Origin of the sequence: Paenibacillus sp. NPDC056933, assembly GCF_042674385.1 — a bacterium.
Classification (GTDB): Bacteria; Bacillota; Bacilli; order Paenibacillales; family Paenibacillaceae; genus Paenibacillus.
On sequence record NZ_JBHUQN010000002.1, the window covers coordinates 66,985 to 85,382 of the forward strand.

An 18,398-nucleotide genomic window follows, 5' to 3' on the forward strand; every position below is an offset into this window, starting at 1 on the left:
AGTGTGTATCGATTCAGGAAGTTTCCTGCGTGCTGAGCTGTACATACTGTGTGAGGCGGCAATAATGAAGCAACATAAGCCCCTCATTTCCGTTTCCCAAAGCGATTCTCCGGCCCTCTTCGATCATGTGTTCCAACACTTCGCGAAGGAAATTCATCTGAAACCTCAAGGTTTCCACAACCAGTTGTTCCAGCACTTCGATATCTCTCAGTGTAAATTGAGATAATCCGCGAAGCAACAGTTCTTCTGACCAGCTGCTGATCTTCTGCATCAACTGACTATAGTCTTCCAAATCTCCCCGTCCTTCCATAGCCCGCATCCAGTTTCAGACTGATCACTGTTTGACCCTTCAGGAAGCTGATCGGGTATATCCGTTGTTGCTCTATACGCACAAAAGCATAAAAATGTTCGAGTGTTCCTGCTCCATAACCCGACTCCAGTCGTTTGATCATGGTCTGCCATTCCGTTGAATAAGGAAGAGTCAGGTCCAACGTCTCGCCATTGTCACTCTCCATCGTAAGAATAAGGTCCTGTGATTGCTTATTAAAGCGATGTTCTACAACCCGGGCAACCTTAATCATCGCCAGTCGCTCTTTTGGAGCGGAAAACAACTCACATGGGCGTGAATCCTCTGCGAGTACAGAGGCTACATCTTGCATGTACTTGCCCAGTTTCACCTCTTCCACTCCTGTTCGGGGCAACAGCGTAAGCTTCGCTCCTTCCCCCGAGGACAGCCTGTGCTCTTCATTTACTTTCACCGAACGAAACTGAACCTCTTCCCCGGCAAATTGACGAAAAGTCAGATTGGGCAACCATGGAGTGAAGGAACCGTAATGCTCTGTATATGAGAATTGATCATCTTTATAGTATACCGCCCGCACATCACTGTAGGTGTATATTTCCTGATCATCAAAACAATAGAAATAATAAGTAATTCCACGGTAACCGGATCGTGTCTCCCACGCATCTGCACCCAAACCATACAAATGCAGTGCAGGGACCATATAATATTTACTGCGAAAACGGCCAATGAGCTGGCTCTGCTTGAACGCAGATACCTTTTCTTCTTCAAGTACCTGGAGTGCAAGATACAATTTGCTCACCCGATCAAGCATAGACTGCATGGAGAAGCGTACATGTCTGTTAAAAAACAACTGCAATTCTCCCTGAATCCCGCGTAAACTCCGCTCCACGTCAGGCAGTTGACCACTATGGGCCGCAATCGCCAGTGTTTCCAATTGGGCCATATAGGATTGTGGTAGACGAGCAAGCCCCGTCTTTAACAGATCGGCCAGCATGGAGCGACATTCCCGCACGGTTTCAATTGAAAATTTGGCATCATGGACTTTTCCGCTTAAAGCTTCCGTATCATTCAAACCATGTTGCATCCGGTACCGCAGCAGCGCTTCAAGCTTGGCCATATGGCCAGCCGTTTGTTTTACTTTGCACAGAGCCTTGGCCAGACTCGCTTCTTCTGTAAACGAGACCTCAATCTCTTGCTTCACCAGACGCACCGTTAGAAGAGAGTCGTCCACTACTTCAATCTGTTCTGGATACCTTAACCGGAACAAAACCTCTTCGATCAAGGAAGAACTATACGATTTAACCAAAGGAGCAAGATCCGATTCAATCATCCAGCGGAAGCGGGATTCCATTACCAGGGAGTGTATATTTTGAATTTGAACTGCCTCATGATCATCCACATCAGAAGAAGACTCGAAGTCTGCTGATGAAGCTTCTTCTCCCTGATTCACTGTATCTTCTGCATGGTGTTCCCGTTGATAATATAATATGGATATCAATATATGTTTGCAGATATTATCTGCCGGACAGGAGCATTTCCATTGGTCCAGCGTATTTTCTAGCGTGCATTGTATACCATCACTCAACTGACAACTCACGGATGCTTCATCCCAGGTGTATTGCACAGTCACGCCATTGTCCAGCTCTTTCAGAGATCGTTTATACAATCCCTTGTTGGCATACCGAATCAAATAATCCTCCGTACACAGCATCGAAAATATCCGAAATTTCTGTTCAAATCCACTCACGTGATCAACGTCCTGACGCTCTTAAAATATCATAGATTGTCTCACTGAACACACGACCTGCGACTTCACCCAAGGCAATAGCCTTATGATCGCCATAATAATAGTGTTTCTGACTTCCAGGCTTAAAGAAATGCAACGATTCCAGCGTAATTTCTTCCAACCCTTCATAATACGTGATACTCGTCCCACTGAAACGCAGTTCTGCGACAAGATCTCCGTACTCTTTGTAAAATTCATGGAACCAGCCGCCATCTTGTGCCGGACCTTTGACCCAGCCGTATTTCTCCAGCGCTTTGGGAAAGGCAGTTGGAGAGAACTCAGACTCTGGCAAGCGCTCATATTCAACCTTGTTTTTGTCTTCATCCTCAGGTTCATGGATTTGTCGATTCAGCTGCTCGAACGGCTGCTTGATCTCGTAGTCCTCCAGCTGTGTTTTCCATCCTTCGAGCGCAGATTGGTCCAGTTCGAGTGGGTGAATCAGTCCCACCAGCGAACCTGAAGGCAGTTCATATTCATCCTCATCGACGGTATTAAACGTGCCGTCCTCCATATAACGGAAGGTGTTAACCAGCTGACCATCTTCATACGTGCCCCAGATTAATCCAACAGCGAACTTTTGCATGATTACATTTTCAACAAACAGTGCTTTCCATTCCCCAGCCGTCCACAGACGTTGCTTGGACAGTGATTCTTCCAGACGCTGCGCTTGAATCGTAACCATTGTTTTGAGATCTTTTTTCAGTTGTGTGAAACGTGCCTTGGACTGTGCGGCAAGATCAGCATCATCTTTCTGTGCAGGGGCTGGCAGGCTTTTCACTGATTTTCCCGTTTCTTCATTTACAACAACGACTTGCAGATCTCCATTGACTTTAATCAGGAATGAACGCTCCCCATAGCTAAGCTGCATCGTTCCATTCTGATCAAAACCAAGCGTTGTGACGAGGCGGTCTTCCAACTGTTCCGAGGTAAGTCCCATATTTTCAGCTGCAAGCTGTAGCGCTTCTTCAGCAGCACCCTTAACCTGGCGGTTCTTTACGGTACGTTTAATCTTGTCAATCGCCATGAGAGCGGATGGTTCCTTCAGATAGGCCAATACTTTTACAGCATCTGCTGCAATGGCGCCGCGGCTGTTTTCTGTCCATTCCTTAATTTGTGGAGCCAATATACTTACAATTCGATTATCGCCAAAGAGTGCCGAGAGGTACATTACCCATTTCTCTTTCGCGACAGCACCATCCTGTATCCATAACTGAAGCAGTTCGCTAGCAAACCGAGCCAATGATCCTTCGCTTGCATACTCTCGTAGTTCATTCAGTCTTTCGTTCGGCGCAGAGGTATGATCTATCGATTGCACCAAGAGATATTGCTTGATTCGATCATCTAATGGTTGATTGTCAGCTGAACGCACAAGAGAAGGCAAATCCTTTAGAGATAACCAGCCTAGTCTGGACAGCTTTTTGGCATCTGCCTGATCGGCAAGCGCCGCATGAGCATACTCTGGGCTTTGATCCGCGGTATCCAGCAGAATTTGAATCAGGTTCTTCCAATCTGCAGACTTTTCGCCCTTCAGAAGCTCACTATATATATCTTTGCTATGATCCAAACTGCGAATAGCACTCAGAGCCATTTCTTTCACGCCCGCTTTTTTCTCTGAACGATATATGGCGGTATATAAGTCCTGATCAGGAATCCGATTGAATTCAGATAACGCCACGCCATTTGCTTTTTTGGATGAATCTTGCAAGCCAGCACGAATCGCTTCGGCTACTTGTTTTGTCGAAAGTTCATGACGTTGTTCAAAAGTAATTTCCAAAACAAGAATGCGTGTATCCGTTGGCAGTTTCTTGTACTGGCCTATAGCATAGTCCAGATTCTGTTGAATGATCCGGCGATATTCATCCTGAGGCATCGATTTGTACTTGTAATCGGTCATGCCATTGAGCGAAATTAGGCTAGACAGCAATTTATCTTGTTTCACCTCTGGATCTTGGCCGTACCGTTCGAGCAGCTGCTCTCCGCTAAACGCGTAAGATTGATACATATCTGAGACAATATCCAATGTCCACTCGGGATAAGTGGTCAGAATCACGAACCGACGCATTGCCTCCGAATCCAAGGGCAAGAAACTAATGCTGATTAGATTATGAACGCGTCTTTTGTCCCGATTCAGGTTATTAAACAGCCCACGACTATTCGGATCTTCCCAGTATTCTTCAAGTGAGCTTTCCCCGTTCAAATATCGCGCAATCGCAAGCCCTTGTCTCCCTCCATCTAACGGATGCCGAAGCGCACTGAACACCGCCTGTTCGATAGTTTCATCCGCATCTGGTAGAGCGATTCCACGGTCCTCCATCATTTTTTGAATGCACAATTTGAGGAATGGGGGTTTTAATATGTGGTATGCACGAATGGCCTGCTGCGGTTCGTTCACAATTGCTGTTTGTAGAAAATTCCATGGTATGGTGTACGCTTCAAGTTCAGTACGCAACATTTCAATCAGCTGATAAGGCTCATCCAGAGGAATCAGCCCAAACAACAGCTCATTGGCATTTTTCGTTCTTGGGTCCATGTTTAACAAGTAGCGCCGAACTTCAAGTGGATAGATCTCATGTAATTGGTTTATGGCTTCGAGCAAAATGCGACCGGTCTCACTCTTGTCATCTAGGAAACGTTGTTTTCCTCCACTGATGTTAACCATATACAACAAAGCACTGCTCAGAAGGATCATCGTTTTGTCGAACTCACTGTATGAGAGTTGTTCCTTTTTGGAAAGAGAAGTATCCGAATAGTTCTCAGCGATAACCCGACTATGCTTCTCCTGGAGGAATTCAGCATTCAATTCATATGCAGATCTGTTATGTTTGGTTTGAAAATTGTAAACCACCAGAGGCTCAATCAATGTATGCAGTTCGTTCTGCAGCTTACTTGTATCCTTGGTCATCACATGTTGAAACAGTGCTGGCAGAGATTGAGTGAACTCTTGCACCTGGGCAAGATGAGCAGGGCTATCATTGAGATCTGAATAGAGTCGAAGGAGTATCATCCCATTGATTATATCCTGGAAATTCCCCTTCAATCTGCTCTTTATTTCATCCAGAATTTCCTTTTCTCCAGCAAACCGATTGATTTTCTCCAACCGGTACAGCAACCCGGCGATACGATCATTGTTTTTGCTCTTTCCACTCAGTCCATAAGCTTCCGAGTCGTTCCCGAGACAGAGCGTAAAACCATCGGTTCTCCACGAATTCCTTCTGGAATAATTGGATTCCATATGAATCACAATGGCTCCAGCCCGAAAGAATATGTCTCCGTCATCTTTTTTGGCCAGTTTCATGAGTACATCGATCGTCTGGTAGGCATAATGGGTGGAACTTCCCAGCATATCAGGGAACTTGTCCGTCGTTCCCATCACATAATCGACGATTTCCGAACTCCGGTCCGTTTTCAACGAATATTCGTTGGAACACACCTCTGCAAACTTCTCCACCAAAGCCTCCACTGCACGGTCTGCGGTAAGCATTACACATTCCTCCTTGAATATGAGTTTATACATGATTTTGTATATAACCAATCCATTAAGTAAGCAACTTGCATCATTCGATTCATCTCGCTGCTCAAGTAATAATTTCGCCAATCCAGTCCGCCAACTCATTGGGTGTAATCGCAGCTACATGTGCACCCATATTGGATAACGTCTGCGCAGCATGTTTGTTGTACACGGTATCTCCGTTAAAATCGAGTGCGGTCAATACAAGCAATTTGCAGCCTGTATCCAGAATATCCTTACATGCCTTATACATGTGTTGGATCGGGTAACCCTCTTCCAGATCGCTAACGAGAATGTATATCGTTTTTCCAGGATTTTCGATTAACGTCTCACCATAACGGAGTGCCTTGGTTATATGCGTGCCCCCGCCAAGCTGTACATTCATGAGCACATCTACCGGATCTTCCAGCCTGTCACTCAAATCGACAACCTGTGTGTCAAAAATAAACAATTTCGTACGAAGTGCATTCAGGCGATAGAAAATGCTGGCCATCACCGAACTGTATATCACTGAATCCAGCATGCTTCCGCTCTCATCCACACCAATAATGATGTCCCATTTGTTATGAGACTGGATATTCCCGTCAAAATATAGACGTTCAATGACAAATCTGCGATTGTTTTTGTCATAATTCTTCAAGTTCTTGGTGATGGTCTGCTTGAAATTCAGATTACGCAAGGAGCGCACCGAACTGGATGCATAGCGGCTGCGTTTCCCCACAATGCTTGCTTTGGTCTGAGATTCGAGTTTGCGTCGTAACTCTTCAACCACGACTCGTACGATTTCCTTGGCGCTCTTTAACACGTCGCCTTTCATTCGGCCCTTGAATTGCATAATATTCTTGAGCAGGTTCATATTGGGTTCGAGAGATTCCAGCAGTTTTTTGTCCGTTAACAATTCGGTTAGGCCATACCGGTCAAGGGCCTGCTTCTCGAGGATTTCCACCGTTGGTTTCGGGAACAATTCCCTGACTTTATGCAACCATTTTGGAACAGTCAGATCCGAAGAGCCTCGTCCTCCACCTTTTCGGTAACCTTGCTCTTCACCGTATTCGCGATGATACAGATATCCCAGAATCTCATCGACTTCGGTATATTTAAAATCATCGGGGGAGTAATCATCTGCATTGGACAACCCTTCTTCGGCAGATTCGCCCAGAATGAGGCGCCAACGGTTTAAGGTTTCTGCCCGGTTAAGTTTTGAACTATCTTTCAAAATCCCCTTGGTTGTATCCAGCTCATTCAGATCAGCTTCCATGCGTCAAACTCCTTCCGAAGGGCTTCATCCCATGTTCTCGTCTGAATCAGCAGTCGCTCGTCAACGGAAGACCATGACATCTCTTCGGCCTCTGCCTGATGCAGGTTCGCAACCCGATCTGCAATTAGGCCTGTCTCCATCGGTGTAAAGTAGGTAAACGCCAAGCGAAGTTCAGGAATCATGCGAATAAACTCTTCATAATCAAGTTGCTCAATCATATAATTCAATTCTGATAAAAGCTGATCTTCATACAGAAAAGCGTCACGCGCTACAGAGAACACACCCTGTAGATAAAGTGCAGTCTGTCGGGTCTGTTCCTGCGATCCACGGATATACCCACGTGCCCGATCCACAATCTCCTCCTTATGCCTGTCCCCAAGCCCTGAAGATATGGCTATACATACCCCCTCCAGCTGTGCCGGAAGTTGGCTGTCTGACAGAAGTTCATTCAGGTGTGCCCTGAAAGTCTCATCGCGAAAATGCTCTTCGGACGACTCTGCCAGCATGGCAAGCAGCTTCAGTCCCTGAACAATTGCTTCATGTTCATCCGAATTCGTTCTTGAGAGCTGCATCAGTTTGTCAACAGCATTGTTATAAGCTTCGGATACGAGGTTAAGGAGCTGCTCTTCTTCATACAACCCAAGAAGTCTGCGGTGCTGCTGAATTCGGTTCAACAGATGAAGGCTTCCACACAACGACAGGAAATTCCCATCCTTTCGAAGCGCTGACCTCACTTGTTCATACAGCTTCATTGCTGTATCCTGCAGACCCATGAGCAGAGCTTGAAGCATGGATTTGGCCAGGTCACCACTGTGATGATCCGGTATCCCCATCATCTCTTCTTCCATCTTGCGGGTGGCAGCTTCCCGAATGGTGCCTCCATATAGTGAATTCTCGATTAATCGAGCCTCAATTCTGGAGGAATAGGTGTATACCCACGTCTCCCGAACAAGGTTCATGTCACGCTGTGCAATCCAATCGGGTCCTGATTGCCTCTTCGCAAACTCTGGGACGAGATAAATCATGCATTGAAACAATTGACTTTGCCGACGATGATCTGGTTTGGCATATACATCAAGCACTTTCTTATGTTGGCCTGTAGTACGAATTTGAAGTTTGGACTCTGTGCAGCGCTCTTTGAAATCCTCAACGATCGGAATACTGAATGGGTTCGGGGCTACTTTTCCTATGACATCCCCGGTTAGCAATTTGTGCAGTTCTTGCAGCGGTTTATCCGAAGCTAGCGTAAGTTCCCCCTTAACAAAGGAAGAACGTGCTGCATCCATCAGCTCATAGACACCGCCTTCCCTTTTCCCCCTCAGTCCTGCGAGACCCTGAACCATGCTATACGCCTCAATGGCGTCACTGGTTGATACATGTTCATGCCCTTCCCTTAGCTTGCGGGTTAGTCGGGATAACAAGTCCAAAGCAGTCAAATTATACACGGAGCCCTTTTGCCGAAGCAGCTGGGTCCAGATCAGTTCATAATAATTCACGTAAGGCATTCCACTTGCATAACCATTCAGTCGATCCGCTTCGGCAAACGTGTAGACCATGGGATACATCTGCTGATGCACCGAATGCTGAACCTTCGCATGCTCTTGCATCGCCATCTCTTCTGAGTCCGTCCCATCATTTTCGGATATCAGCAGTCCATAGGTATGAAATCCGCCGGTGATAACAAGCACACGTTCATGCTCCTGCCCGGCTTGCTCAATCCGTCTCCTCATATGTGCTTCTCTTGCGAGATCACCTGTGCTGTGCAACCGCTCCGCTGAATAACACATCCGGGATAAGGTGCAGTATGTGAATACATCCTGTACAAATGCCTGCGTTGACTTCTCCAGACCACCAATCTCAAATACGCTCTCCCACAATTCATCGAAACTTCGACAGTTTGTTTTTTGACATAAACGTTGGATAAACTCTGACCCTGCAAGTAATGTTTCGTCTTGAATGGACATCTCCCGCTGTTCTGCCTTGCCGGACTTAGAGAAATGATGATAGTCCAGGTCGATAAATGTTGCAGGGATGCTCAGCCGAGCTGCTTCTTTGAGAGCGACATATTCAGGAGAGTAACGAAGCATCGGATAATAACAGGCCGCTCTCTCATCTTCACTCTCATAGGTGTAGTAAAGACTGACAGGAGGTATCGTTGCCTCATCAGCCAGAACTTGAAGCAACGGATTCCCGCTTTCAGGCCCTTCGATTAGAATGCTGTCAGGCTTGTATTCTTCAATCAATCGCAGCAAATGATAGGAACAGGCCGGGCTGTGGTGACGTATGGGAAAATAAAGCGTGCCTTTGTTCAGGTTATACACTTTAGACTCAAATAGCGTCTGTAACTGGGCAACATCCAGATTCGATTTTCCTGTTAACCGATCCATTTCTTCTCCTCATAATAATCCTTCCAGATCCCCTCTTCTCTGGAACGCTCCTTCACGACCTTGGAGAAGTAGGTTTTGAGAATGGACAGATCCTTGTCGCTTTCTTTCGCGATAGTCCCCAGCATGTTCTGCACCATCCGATCCAAAGCAATTCCCTTGTCTTCGTAATAATAGGAAGTCATTGCACTCTGTACATATACAGATACGGCTTCAGCCGTACTCATGGACGCTTGGGGAGTATCCAGCTTGTAACCTTCCCGCGTTATTCCCGTGCGAAGCTCCATAAATGTCGTGGCCAACAATTCAACCACATCCGAATTAATCTCGGTATCGATCCCGCTATGTAATAACAGGCTGCGCGCCTGAGATTCAATAATTTTGGCTTCCATTTTCACACTGCTGATCGGTTTGATCGTCTCAAAATTGAAACGACGCTTCAACGCACCACTCATTTCATTGACACCCTTGTCACGAATGTTCGCCGTAGCGATCACGTTAAACCCCGGTTTGGCAAACAGCACACCGCCATCCAGTTCAGGAATACTCATCACCTTGTCACTCAGAATACTGATCAGACTATCCTGCGCTTCAGCAGGACAACGGGTAATCTCTTCAAAACGGGTAAGAATCCCTTTCTTCATCCCGTTATATAGCGGCGACGGTACAAGTGCCGCTTCGGAGGGGCCTTTATCCAGCAGCATGGCGTAATTCCATGAATATTTGATCATGTCTTCGGTTGTACCTGCTGTACCCTGAATCGTGTTCAGACTGGTACCGGAAATGGCTGCGGTCAGCAATTCACTGAGCATGGTCTTGGCCGTACCGGGTTCCCCTACCAGCATCAAGCCCCGATTGCCTGCCAGAGTCACCACCGCTCGTTCAATCAGTACATCGTTGCCATAAAACTTCCGCGTAATGGGAACCTCTTCTCCGTCCAGTATGGCGGGCTTATCTCTGCCAATAATAAAATCTCTGACATAGGCCGGGGACAGCAGCCAGTTTGGAGGACGCTTTCCCGTATCTTCTTCTCGCAAGGCCCTTAATTCTGTGTCATATAATGTCTCGGCGGGTGGCTTAAGCATCTCCATCGTCAAGGTTTCTCCTCTCATACAAACAGATCGTATGTTCTTATTAGTAGTATCTTATCACAGGGGCCTTTCAACGAACGCAGAAATCGATAAAAATGGTTGAAACGTCCTTCTTATCAGCATTTCGCATAAGCACATGGACATGGTTCATAGCACAATTGTGAACGCCTTGCTCCTTTCCTTATATGCCGATATCTAAGAAATAAAACGGAATTCCGTTTCTTGTTTCAAAAGCACTTTTGTTATAGGCTATATGTCCCTATTGAATAGTAAACGATCCGTAGGGTGGTTCAAGCAGATTAAGCCCTGAATCCTAAAAGAAACACAGGCCGCAACCTGTATCTCCCAATCATCTTCCTCTTATATTCAATTGTCTGGCCCTAAAGTAGTATCCCTCTAAAAATTCGGGCATCTTCTATCCATCTGAACTTTACTTTACATTCTTCTTCCACATGATGCGGAATACAGCTCGTACCATTCATACCGAGTCAATTCCGTTTTGGCAGCGTCCCGACAGGCCAGAATACGTTCTGGACGAATCGAACCGATCACGGGTTGAATACCTGCCGGATGTTTCATTAACCAAGCCAATACGATCACTTCCGGGGTAACCCCTCGCTCCTTCGCCATCCGATCCACCAATTGGGCTGTGAGCTCAATTTCCGGGCGTTGTCCTTCAACAACCCTGCCTGTAAATCGACCCTGCGCGAGCGGTCCCCATGCCTGCAATTGAATATGCTCCGCCTGACAATATTCCATCGTCCCATAAGGAAAGACATTGTCTTTGGCTTGGGGTCGATTAACGGTGACTCCCGCCTCCACAAACCCGATTTTGTCCAAACTCATCTCAAGCTGATTGACAATCAAAGGCATGCTGCTATGCAGTTGAAGAAGACGAATCTGTTCGGAACCCATATTGGACACGCCAAAATGACGGACTTTGCCAGCTTGATGCAGTTTCGCCAGTGCTTCCCCAATCTCTTGCGGATGCGCAAGCGGATCAGGACGATGAAGCAATAAAATGTCCAGATACTCAACGCCCAAACGCGTAAGAATACCATCCACACTCGCTAAAATATGTGTACCGGAAGAATCATATCGTTGAGGTCCTTCGTCATCACCAACGAGACGTATGCCGCATTTGGATTGCAGAATGATCTGCTCCCTTAGACCCTTTCGCTCGGATAGGACACGGCCCATGACATGTTCTGCTTTACCTCGTGTATAAATATCCGCCAGATCATAATGGTTAATTCCTATTTCGAGTGCTGCCTCTACAGCCTTGTGTCCTTCCAATACAAGTTCTTCGGTAATCGGCATGCCATCCCAATCGCCTCCGAAACGCATACAACCAAGTACAAGCGGACTAGCGGGAATCTGGCGATGGTGCAGGGGTAGCTGTGATATGGACATAACGCACTCTCCTTGGCTTGTTATTTTTCATTTTCTTTCCTAATACTAGTTCTTCTTTACCCTCCCTCTATTTACCTGCTATATGATTTGACTTAACTCTTAAGTTGGAGTCATTCCGCTTTATTGGGTTTTCATATCAAAACGGTTCGTTAAAACAAGGTTTCAATCGTTTAAATATTGAATATATACTTGGTGCAGGCTTTTCGTATGAAGCCACCGAAATCAACATATGATCGCTTAGAAAAGGGCAAGTGACATTAGGAGCTTGTGATGAGAGGAGATTAACCATTTGAGTACAAATGAAACTTCAAAGTCGGAGTTCTTCACCAAGGAATTCACCCACAATCCCTACCCTGTTTATGAAAACTTGAGAGCCAACAATCCAGTGTTCAGAATGATGTTTCCTCATGGCGAATTCGGCTGGATGATCACACAATATGAGGATGCAGTCGAGGTATTGAAAGACAACCGCTTCAGTAAGGATGTGGTCAAGCGTTACGGACAAGATCAGCAGAACATTTTTGTGCATAACATGCTTTTTTCTGACCCACCTGACCATCGACGGCTGCGTGGACTCGTACAAAAAGCTTTTACGCCCAAATTGATCGAGGGCATGAGAAGCCATATTCAGGATATTGCCGACGATCTTCTGGATAATCTTAATTCCCAGGACAAAATGAATCTGATCGATGAGTTCGCTTTTCCATTACCGATTATTGTCATTAGCGAGATCCTCGGCGTACCGCTTGAAGACCAGGACAAATTCCGGTTATGGTCCAACTCCATCATCGATGCGACAAGTGAGGAGAATGACGAAGTCTTTAATCAGCATGCCAAAGAGTTCATTGATTACCTGAATGCCTGGTTCGCCAAAGTACGCGAGCAGCCGGGCGACGATCTGATCAGTCAGCTTGTCGTGGCAGAGGAATCAGGAGAAAAGCTATCCGAAAAGGAACTGCTTGGTGTTGTTGCTCTGTTGATCATCGCTGGACACGAAACAACGGTTAATCTCATCGGCAATGGCGTACTTGCCCTTTTGGAGCACCCCGATCAACGCGATCTGCTGATCAAGCAGCCTGAATTAATTCATAAAGCTGTGGAGGAAATGCTCCGTTTTAACGGTCCTGTTGAATTCAGTACGTCTCGCTGGGCATCGGAAGATATCGAATTTCATGGACATCACATAGCTGAAGGCGAACTTGTTATCGTTGCGCTGGACTCAGCCAACCGAGATGAAGAGAAATTTAAGGATGCGGATGTCTTTGACATCACTCGCGAGAAGAGCTCGCACCTGGCCTTTGGCAAAGGCATTCATCTCTGCCTGGGGGCACCTCTTGCGAGACTGGAAGGCGAGATTGCCATCAATACACTGCTTCGCCGCTTTCCCAATTTGCAGCTTCAGGCTGATGTGAATGAACTTGAATGGAGACCTGGAGTGAATATTCGAGGGGTTAAGGAAATCCCGATACAGCTTAAATAAGAGTTCTCCATCAACATGAGCTCCATCAACATGAATCATGAGAGCGAGGCAATGAACTACATGGAAATAAACACTATTGTTTGGATCGTATTTTCACTTCTTATCCTTATCTTATTGTTTCGAGTCACCAGTCTACAGGCTCAATTGAATGAACTGAAAAGGGATGTAGAGCGGTTGGAGAATGGGGCAGGCAGTACTGCGCAGTCCTCTTTTAGCTATAACTCCCCTCCAATGAATAGTTCTTCACCTCCACCGAATCCGGCTGATTGGACCGAACTTGATACGGAATTACAGGCACTTGCACAACAGGGCAAAAAAATAATAGCGATCAAGAAGGCTCGTGAAGCCAGAAATCTGTCTCTTAAAGATGCCAAAGACTATGTTGAATCTCTTGAACGACGGTAATTCATGTTCATCTTGTTCATAGAACTCTAGAATCCCAACCCCCCGCAAAGTTTGATGCTTTCAGTTGATTTGTTTTCAGACTGGGAGCATTGATCGATGTGGGGAGTTTACTTTTTGCCAAAGGCATGATAAAGTTATTTCAATATTTATAGAAATAAGAAATAAAGACGAAAGGAGCGATCTTGATGCAACCCCATTCGAATGATACTGAACAGGCCGTCAAAATTCATAAAGCACTGGGCGAACAAACGAGATATAAAATCATCCAGATCCTTGCGGGTGAGGGCAACCTGTGTCCTGCTGATTTGGAAAATCGCCTTGTAACCGTTGCGCTCTCCACGTTATCTCATCACTTGAAACAGCTATCCGATTGTGGTTTGCTGACATCACAAAAGAAAGGTACGTATATTTACTACAGCCTGAATACGGATGTTGTACAGAGATTTGCCCCTTATTTGTTGGATTGATAAAATTTTGTTTTATATTTCTATAATACTAGAAATATAAAATCAATCGTTATGACATTGCTATTGTCTATCCGACTTCATGAAATACAAAGCATCATGGGACATTGATGAATTGGTGTTCCCGATCTCCCGTCTTTATTTCTATATTTCTAAAAATATAATAATAATCAGAAAGAGGTTTTTTGCTTATGTCTAAAACATGGAAAATCTATGTTCTCGCCTTGGTCAGCTTTCTCGTAGGGACCTCCGAATATGTCATTGCCGGTATTCTGGACCGGATCTCGGACACCATGAATATTTCATTAATTGCTGCGGGACAACTGATTACGATCTTTTCACTCGTTTATGCAATCGGAACACCCATAATCATCGCGTTAACTTCCCGCATGGATCGACGCAAGCTGTTGCTCTACTTTCTGGGTCTGTTTGTTGCAGGTAACGTCTTGGCCTACCTGTTGCCCGGATATGGGCTCTTCATCGCTGCACGAGTCCTGATGGCTCTTGGAGCCGGAGTCGTCGTTGTTACAGCCTTGACCGTCGCAGCCAAAATAGCCGCTGAGGGCAAACAGGCCAGCGCCATCGCAACGGTCATTACCGGGTTTACCGCCTCATTGATCGTGGGGGTTCCTTTGGGAAGAATGGTTGCTGCGGCTTGGGACTGGAAACTTGTATTTGCAGGCATCGCGATTTTGGGTATCATTGCCATGGTGGTTATCGCATCTACGATCCCTTCATCGGAAGGGGAAACGCCGGTTCCTTTGAAAAAACAACTAGCCTTGCTTAAACAACCTCGCATCGGATTTGCGCTGCTTGTCACCTTTTTCTGGTTAGGAGGCTATTCCATTGCCTATACCTATATTTCACCTTACCTGGTATCTATTGCGGGCATGAGCGAAACGTTGTTAAGTTCTGCTTTGCTGGCCTTTGGCATTGCAAGTCTCATTGGTTCCAAATCCGGAGGATTCAGCGCCGATCGTTTGGGAGTAAAAAGAACACTCCTCATGGGTATGGCTTTGCATGTCGTAAGCCTGATGATGCTGAACGTCACGGCTCATTCAGGTGCGACCGTCTTCATTGTGTTGATTCTGTGGTCATTCGCCGCCTGGTCTTCCGGTCCAACACAGCAATATAATCTCGTTACGATGTCCCCGGAATCATCCGGGATTATGCTCAGTCTGAACAGTTCGGTTATGCAGCTGGCGATGGCTGCTGGTGCCGGTGTAGGAGGTATTGCTGTGAGTGCAGTTTCGTTGTCATCCATCACCTGGATTGGAGCTGCAGGAGTTGTGATTGCAATGATCATTATCATTCTGGCCTATCGTTCGGCAGGTGCCACTGTAGCTCAAACCGATTCTTCCAATGTGGCCTGATGGAGCATAATCTCAAGAATAAAAATGGTAATATGCAAAAAGAGAGGTACTGTGACATTACAGTATCCTCTCTTTCTTATTCATTCGGATTAATGCCTTATTGTGCAGTTACCGCACCATCAATTGGATAAACAGCGCCATTAATGTACGGAGCTTCATCTCCAAGCAGGAAGGATACCAGATTGGCAATCTCCTCAGGCTTGCCTAGACGGCCGGACGGAATACTCTCCATAGTCGCTTTGAACACTTCCGGGTTATCCTTACCAAACTGAACCACCATTGGTGTCTCAATCGTACCAGGGGCAATGGCATTCACCCGAATATTTTCTTTGCCATATTCAATGGCAGCTGTTCGTGTCAGTCCAACTACACCATGCTTCGTCGCTGCATATGGCGCAACTGCCGGAACACCAACAATTCCTGCTGTAGATGCGGTATTCACGATTGAACCACCGCCTGTTTTGAGCATTTCAGTAATGACGTATTTCAACCCGTAAAATACACTTCTCAAGTTAATATCAATGATCTGGTCAAACTGCTCGATGGTATGCTCAATTAATTTGATACCAGGACCAGCGATCCCGGCATTATTGAAGAACATGTCAATTCGGCCGAATTGCTCGATCGTTTTGTTTACATAATTCTCTACCTCGTTCGCTTTGCTAACATCCGCTTGTACAAAAATCGCTTTACCACCCAGCTGCTCAATCTGATTAACAGTTTCCTTGCCTGTCTCTGCTACGAGATCAACAACCACAATAGAAGCGCCCTTCTCAGCAAGCTTCAGCGCGGTCGCTTGGCCCAATCCACTTCCTGCTCCAGTGATAATTGCTACTTTTCCTTTGTGACTCATTCTGATCTCCTCCATGTGTGTGTGTTCGTCATCTGTCATCGGATCGGTTCATTCGATATGAAGCGGTCTTGCATTGGTATGTAACTATGTAGGGGCAAAAAAATTAAAAGCCTGCTGGCTATACCTATTTTAATGGAGTTATGACTTTAAAACAATTCATAGCATATGACTGTTATTATAATATTTATCACATGCCAGACACCTCAAGAAGGAGAGTCCTTAATAAAAGCGGGTAGAGGTCTCCTTCTATTGGGTGAGATGTATAGTTTATATTCATGCAATACATTGTCAGATCAACAGTTTAACACGGCTCGATAATACTAGAGGACATAATACCTATCTTAGCAAATTGGTTTTTGCCAGCTCGATCAGCTCATCGCCGCGCCCATTCAGTACCGCCTTCATCATCCACAAAGTGAAGCCTTGGGCCTGTTTCATATTAATCTTCGGAGGCAGGGACAGCTCCTGCCGGTTCACCACGACGTCGATCAGTACAGGACCATCATGCTGCAATGCACGCTCTATAGCCCCTTTCAGTTCACCCGGATCTTCAACACGTATTCCCTCCAGGCCCATCGCTTGGGCTACCATGGCAAAATTGGGATTTACCAGCTCGGTACCGGATTCAAGCAAACCCGCAGCCTTCATCTCCAGTTCAACGAAACTGAGAGCTCCGTTGTTAAACACGACAACTTTAATTGGCAGATTATGCTGTTTAAGCGTCAGAAGATCACCCATCAGCATGGCAATCCCGCCATCACCGGATAAGGATATCACTTGTCTTCCCGGATCTGACACTTGAGCTCCAATGGCCTGCGGAAGAGCATTCGCCATGGTACCATGACTGAATGAACCCAGCAAGCGGCGATTGCGGCTCATTTCAATGTAGCGAGCTGCCCAAACGGTTGGTGTACCTACATCGCAGGTGAAGATCGCATTGTCCGCTGCAGCTTCGCTGATGAGCTTGGTTAAGTACTGAGGATGAATTGGCGTTTTTCCGGGTTTTCCTACAGCAAGCTCATCCAATTCTTTACGCACTTTTTCGTAACGTTCCACACTTTTATGCAAATGCTTGTCACTATGCTCTTCCGTCAGATAAGGCAATAAAGTTTCAATCGTAGCTTTCACGTCTCCACATACCCCATAGTCCAGCTTTGTACGACGACCAAGATGAGAAGACTGAATATCCACTTGAAGTACCACTGCATCATCAGGGTAGAATTGACGGTACGGAAAATCCGTTCCCAGCATTAACAGCACGTCACAGTCCATCATGGCATGGTAACCGGAGGAATACCCAATTAATCCGGTTAGGCCCACCGAGTATGGGTTATCGTACTCCAGATATTCCTTGCCTCGCAGAGCAATAACCATAGGGGATTTCAAGCGATCACAGAGCTGCATGAGAGGTTCACGCGCACCAGCGCAGCCTGCTCCGCATAGCAACGTAATGTTTTTGCCTTGATTCAGAAACCCCGCCAGTTTCAACAGTTCAGGTTCGGAAGGATGTACAACAGGCTGGGTGGCATGATACACATGCTCCGGTACGGGCAGATCGGCCGCTTCCAGAGCGGCTACGTCCCCAGGCAATACAATCACGGAAACGCCTGATCGCGCAACTGCGGTTTGCATTGCCATCGTAAAGGAACGCGGCATCTGTTTTGCCGTTGTAATCACCTCACAATAATGACTGCATTCCTGAAACAAATACTCTGGATGAGTCGCCTGAAAATACTCACTTCCGATCTCATCACTAGGAATATGTGCTGCGATGGCAAGTACTGGCACACGATTCCGATGACAGTCATACAAACCGTTAATCAAGTGCATGTTTCCCGGTCCGCTGCTGCCTGCGCATACGGCGATACTTCCGCTCACTTGGGCATCTGCCCCGGCCGCAAAAGCAGCCACTTCTTCATGGCGGACATGAATCCATTCAATTTTACCCGAACGGCGGATGGAATCGAGGACCGCATTCAAGGAGTCTCCAACAATACCATATATGCGTTTGATGCCTGCGTTCAATAATGCTTCGACCAGAACGTCTGCTATTGTTTTTTTCATGTCAGGTCGGGTCTC

13 protein-coding genes are annotated in these 18,398 nt (G+C 46.2%); 4 read left to right on the forward strand and 9 right to left on the reverse strand.

Going from position 1 to position 18,398, the window contains the following annotated elements; all coding sequences use genetic code 11:
* Positions 1-13: 13 nt before the first annotated feature.
* From ACFTRD_RS15270 to ACFTRD_RS15300, 7 genes are all read right to left on the reverse strand, one after another.
* On the reverse strand, positions 14-292 hold the full coding sequence (locus tag ACFTRD_RS15270; protein ID WP_379381505.1) for a hypothetical protein: 279 nt from the start codon (positions 290-292) through the stop codon (positions 14-16).
* Positions 279-2,051, reverse strand: coding sequence for a hypothetical protein (locus ACFTRD_RS15275; protein ID WP_379381507.1), 1,773 nt, complete (start codon positions 2,049-2,051; stop codon positions 279-281). The genes ACFTRD_RS15270 and ACFTRD_RS15275 overlap by 14 nt, the downstream gene beginning before the upstream one ends.
* Positions 2,052-2,055: 4 nt before the next feature.
* The gene (locus tag ACFTRD_RS15280) at positions 2,056-5,571 is read right to left on the reverse strand and encodes a DUF4132 domain-containing protein (RefSeq protein ID WP_379381509.1); all 3,516 of its coding nucleotides are present in this window, start codon (positions 5,569-5,571) and stop codon (positions 2,056-2,058) included.
* A 94-nt stretch (positions 5,572-5,665) separates the two neighbouring features.
* Positions 5,666-6,856 (reverse strand): VWA domain-containing protein, encoded by a 1,191-nt coding sequence (locus ACFTRD_RS15285; protein ID WP_379381511.1) that lies wholly within the window; start codon positions 6,854-6,856, stop codon positions 5,666-5,668.
* Entirely contained in the window at positions 6,841-9,243 is a 2,403-nt protein-coding gene (locus ACFTRD_RS15290) for a DUF5682 family protein (protein WP_379381513.1), read from the reverse strand. Before ACFTRD_RS15290 ends, ACFTRD_RS15285 begins: the two co-directional genes overlap by 16 nt.
* Entirely contained in the window at positions 9,231-10,331 is a 1,101-nt protein-coding gene (locus tag ACFTRD_RS15295) for an ATP-binding protein (protein ID WP_379381514.1), read from the reverse strand. Before ACFTRD_RS15295 ends, ACFTRD_RS15290 begins: the two co-directional genes overlap by 13 nt.
* Positions 10,332-10,766: 435 nt before the next feature.
* Positions 10,767-11,744: an aldo/keto reductase gene (locus ACFTRD_RS15300; RefSeq protein ID WP_379381515.1), complete on the reverse strand. Its 978-nt coding sequence runs from the start codon at positions 11,742-11,744 to the stop codon at positions 10,767-10,769.
* A gap of 289 nt (positions 11,745-12,033) precedes the next feature.
* Between ACFTRD_RS15300 and ACFTRD_RS15305 the strand changes: the two genes are divergently transcribed.
* The 4 genes from ACFTRD_RS15305 (at position 12,034) to ACFTRD_RS15320 (ending at position 15,466) form a co-directional block, all read left to right on the forward strand.
* Positions 12,034-13,224 (forward strand): cytochrome P450 family protein, encoded by a 1,191-nt coding sequence (locus tag ACFTRD_RS15305; RefSeq protein ID WP_379381517.1) that lies wholly within the window; start codon positions 12,034-12,036, stop codon positions 13,222-13,224.
* A 60-nt stretch (positions 13,225-13,284) separates the two neighbouring features.
* A complete protein-coding gene (locus tag ACFTRD_RS15310; RefSeq protein WP_379383057.1) occupies positions 13,285-13,629 on the forward strand; it encodes a hypothetical protein in 345 nt (114 codons plus the stop codon).
* A gap of 185 nt (positions 13,630-13,814) precedes the next feature.
* A complete protein-coding gene (locus tag ACFTRD_RS15315; protein ID WP_379381519.1) occupies positions 13,815-14,096 on the forward strand; it encodes an ArsR/SmtB family transcription factor in 282 nt (93 codons plus the stop codon).
* Between the two features lie 188 nt (positions 14,097-14,284).
* Positions 14,285-15,466, forward strand: coding sequence for an MFS transporter (locus ACFTRD_RS15320; protein WP_379381521.1), 1,182 nt, complete (start codon positions 14,285-14,287; stop codon positions 15,464-15,466).
* A 97-nt stretch (positions 15,467-15,563) separates the two neighbouring features.
* On the opposite strand, the gene ACFTRD_RS15325 is transcribed toward ACFTRD_RS15320, so the two are convergent.
* Together ACFTRD_RS15325 and poxB are read right to left on the reverse strand one after the other, a co-directional pair.
* Entirely contained in the window at positions 15,564-16,319 is a 756-nt protein-coding gene (locus tag ACFTRD_RS15325) for an SDR family NAD(P)-dependent oxidoreductase (protein WP_379381523.1), read from the reverse strand.
* A 336-nt stretch (positions 16,320-16,655) separates the two neighbouring features.
* Entirely contained in the window at positions 16,656-18,383 is a 1,728-nt protein-coding gene (gene poxB, locus ACFTRD_RS15330; RefSeq protein WP_379381525.1) for a ubiquinone-dependent pyruvate dehydrogenase, read from the reverse strand.
* Positions 18,384-18,398 lie beyond the last annotated feature (15 nt).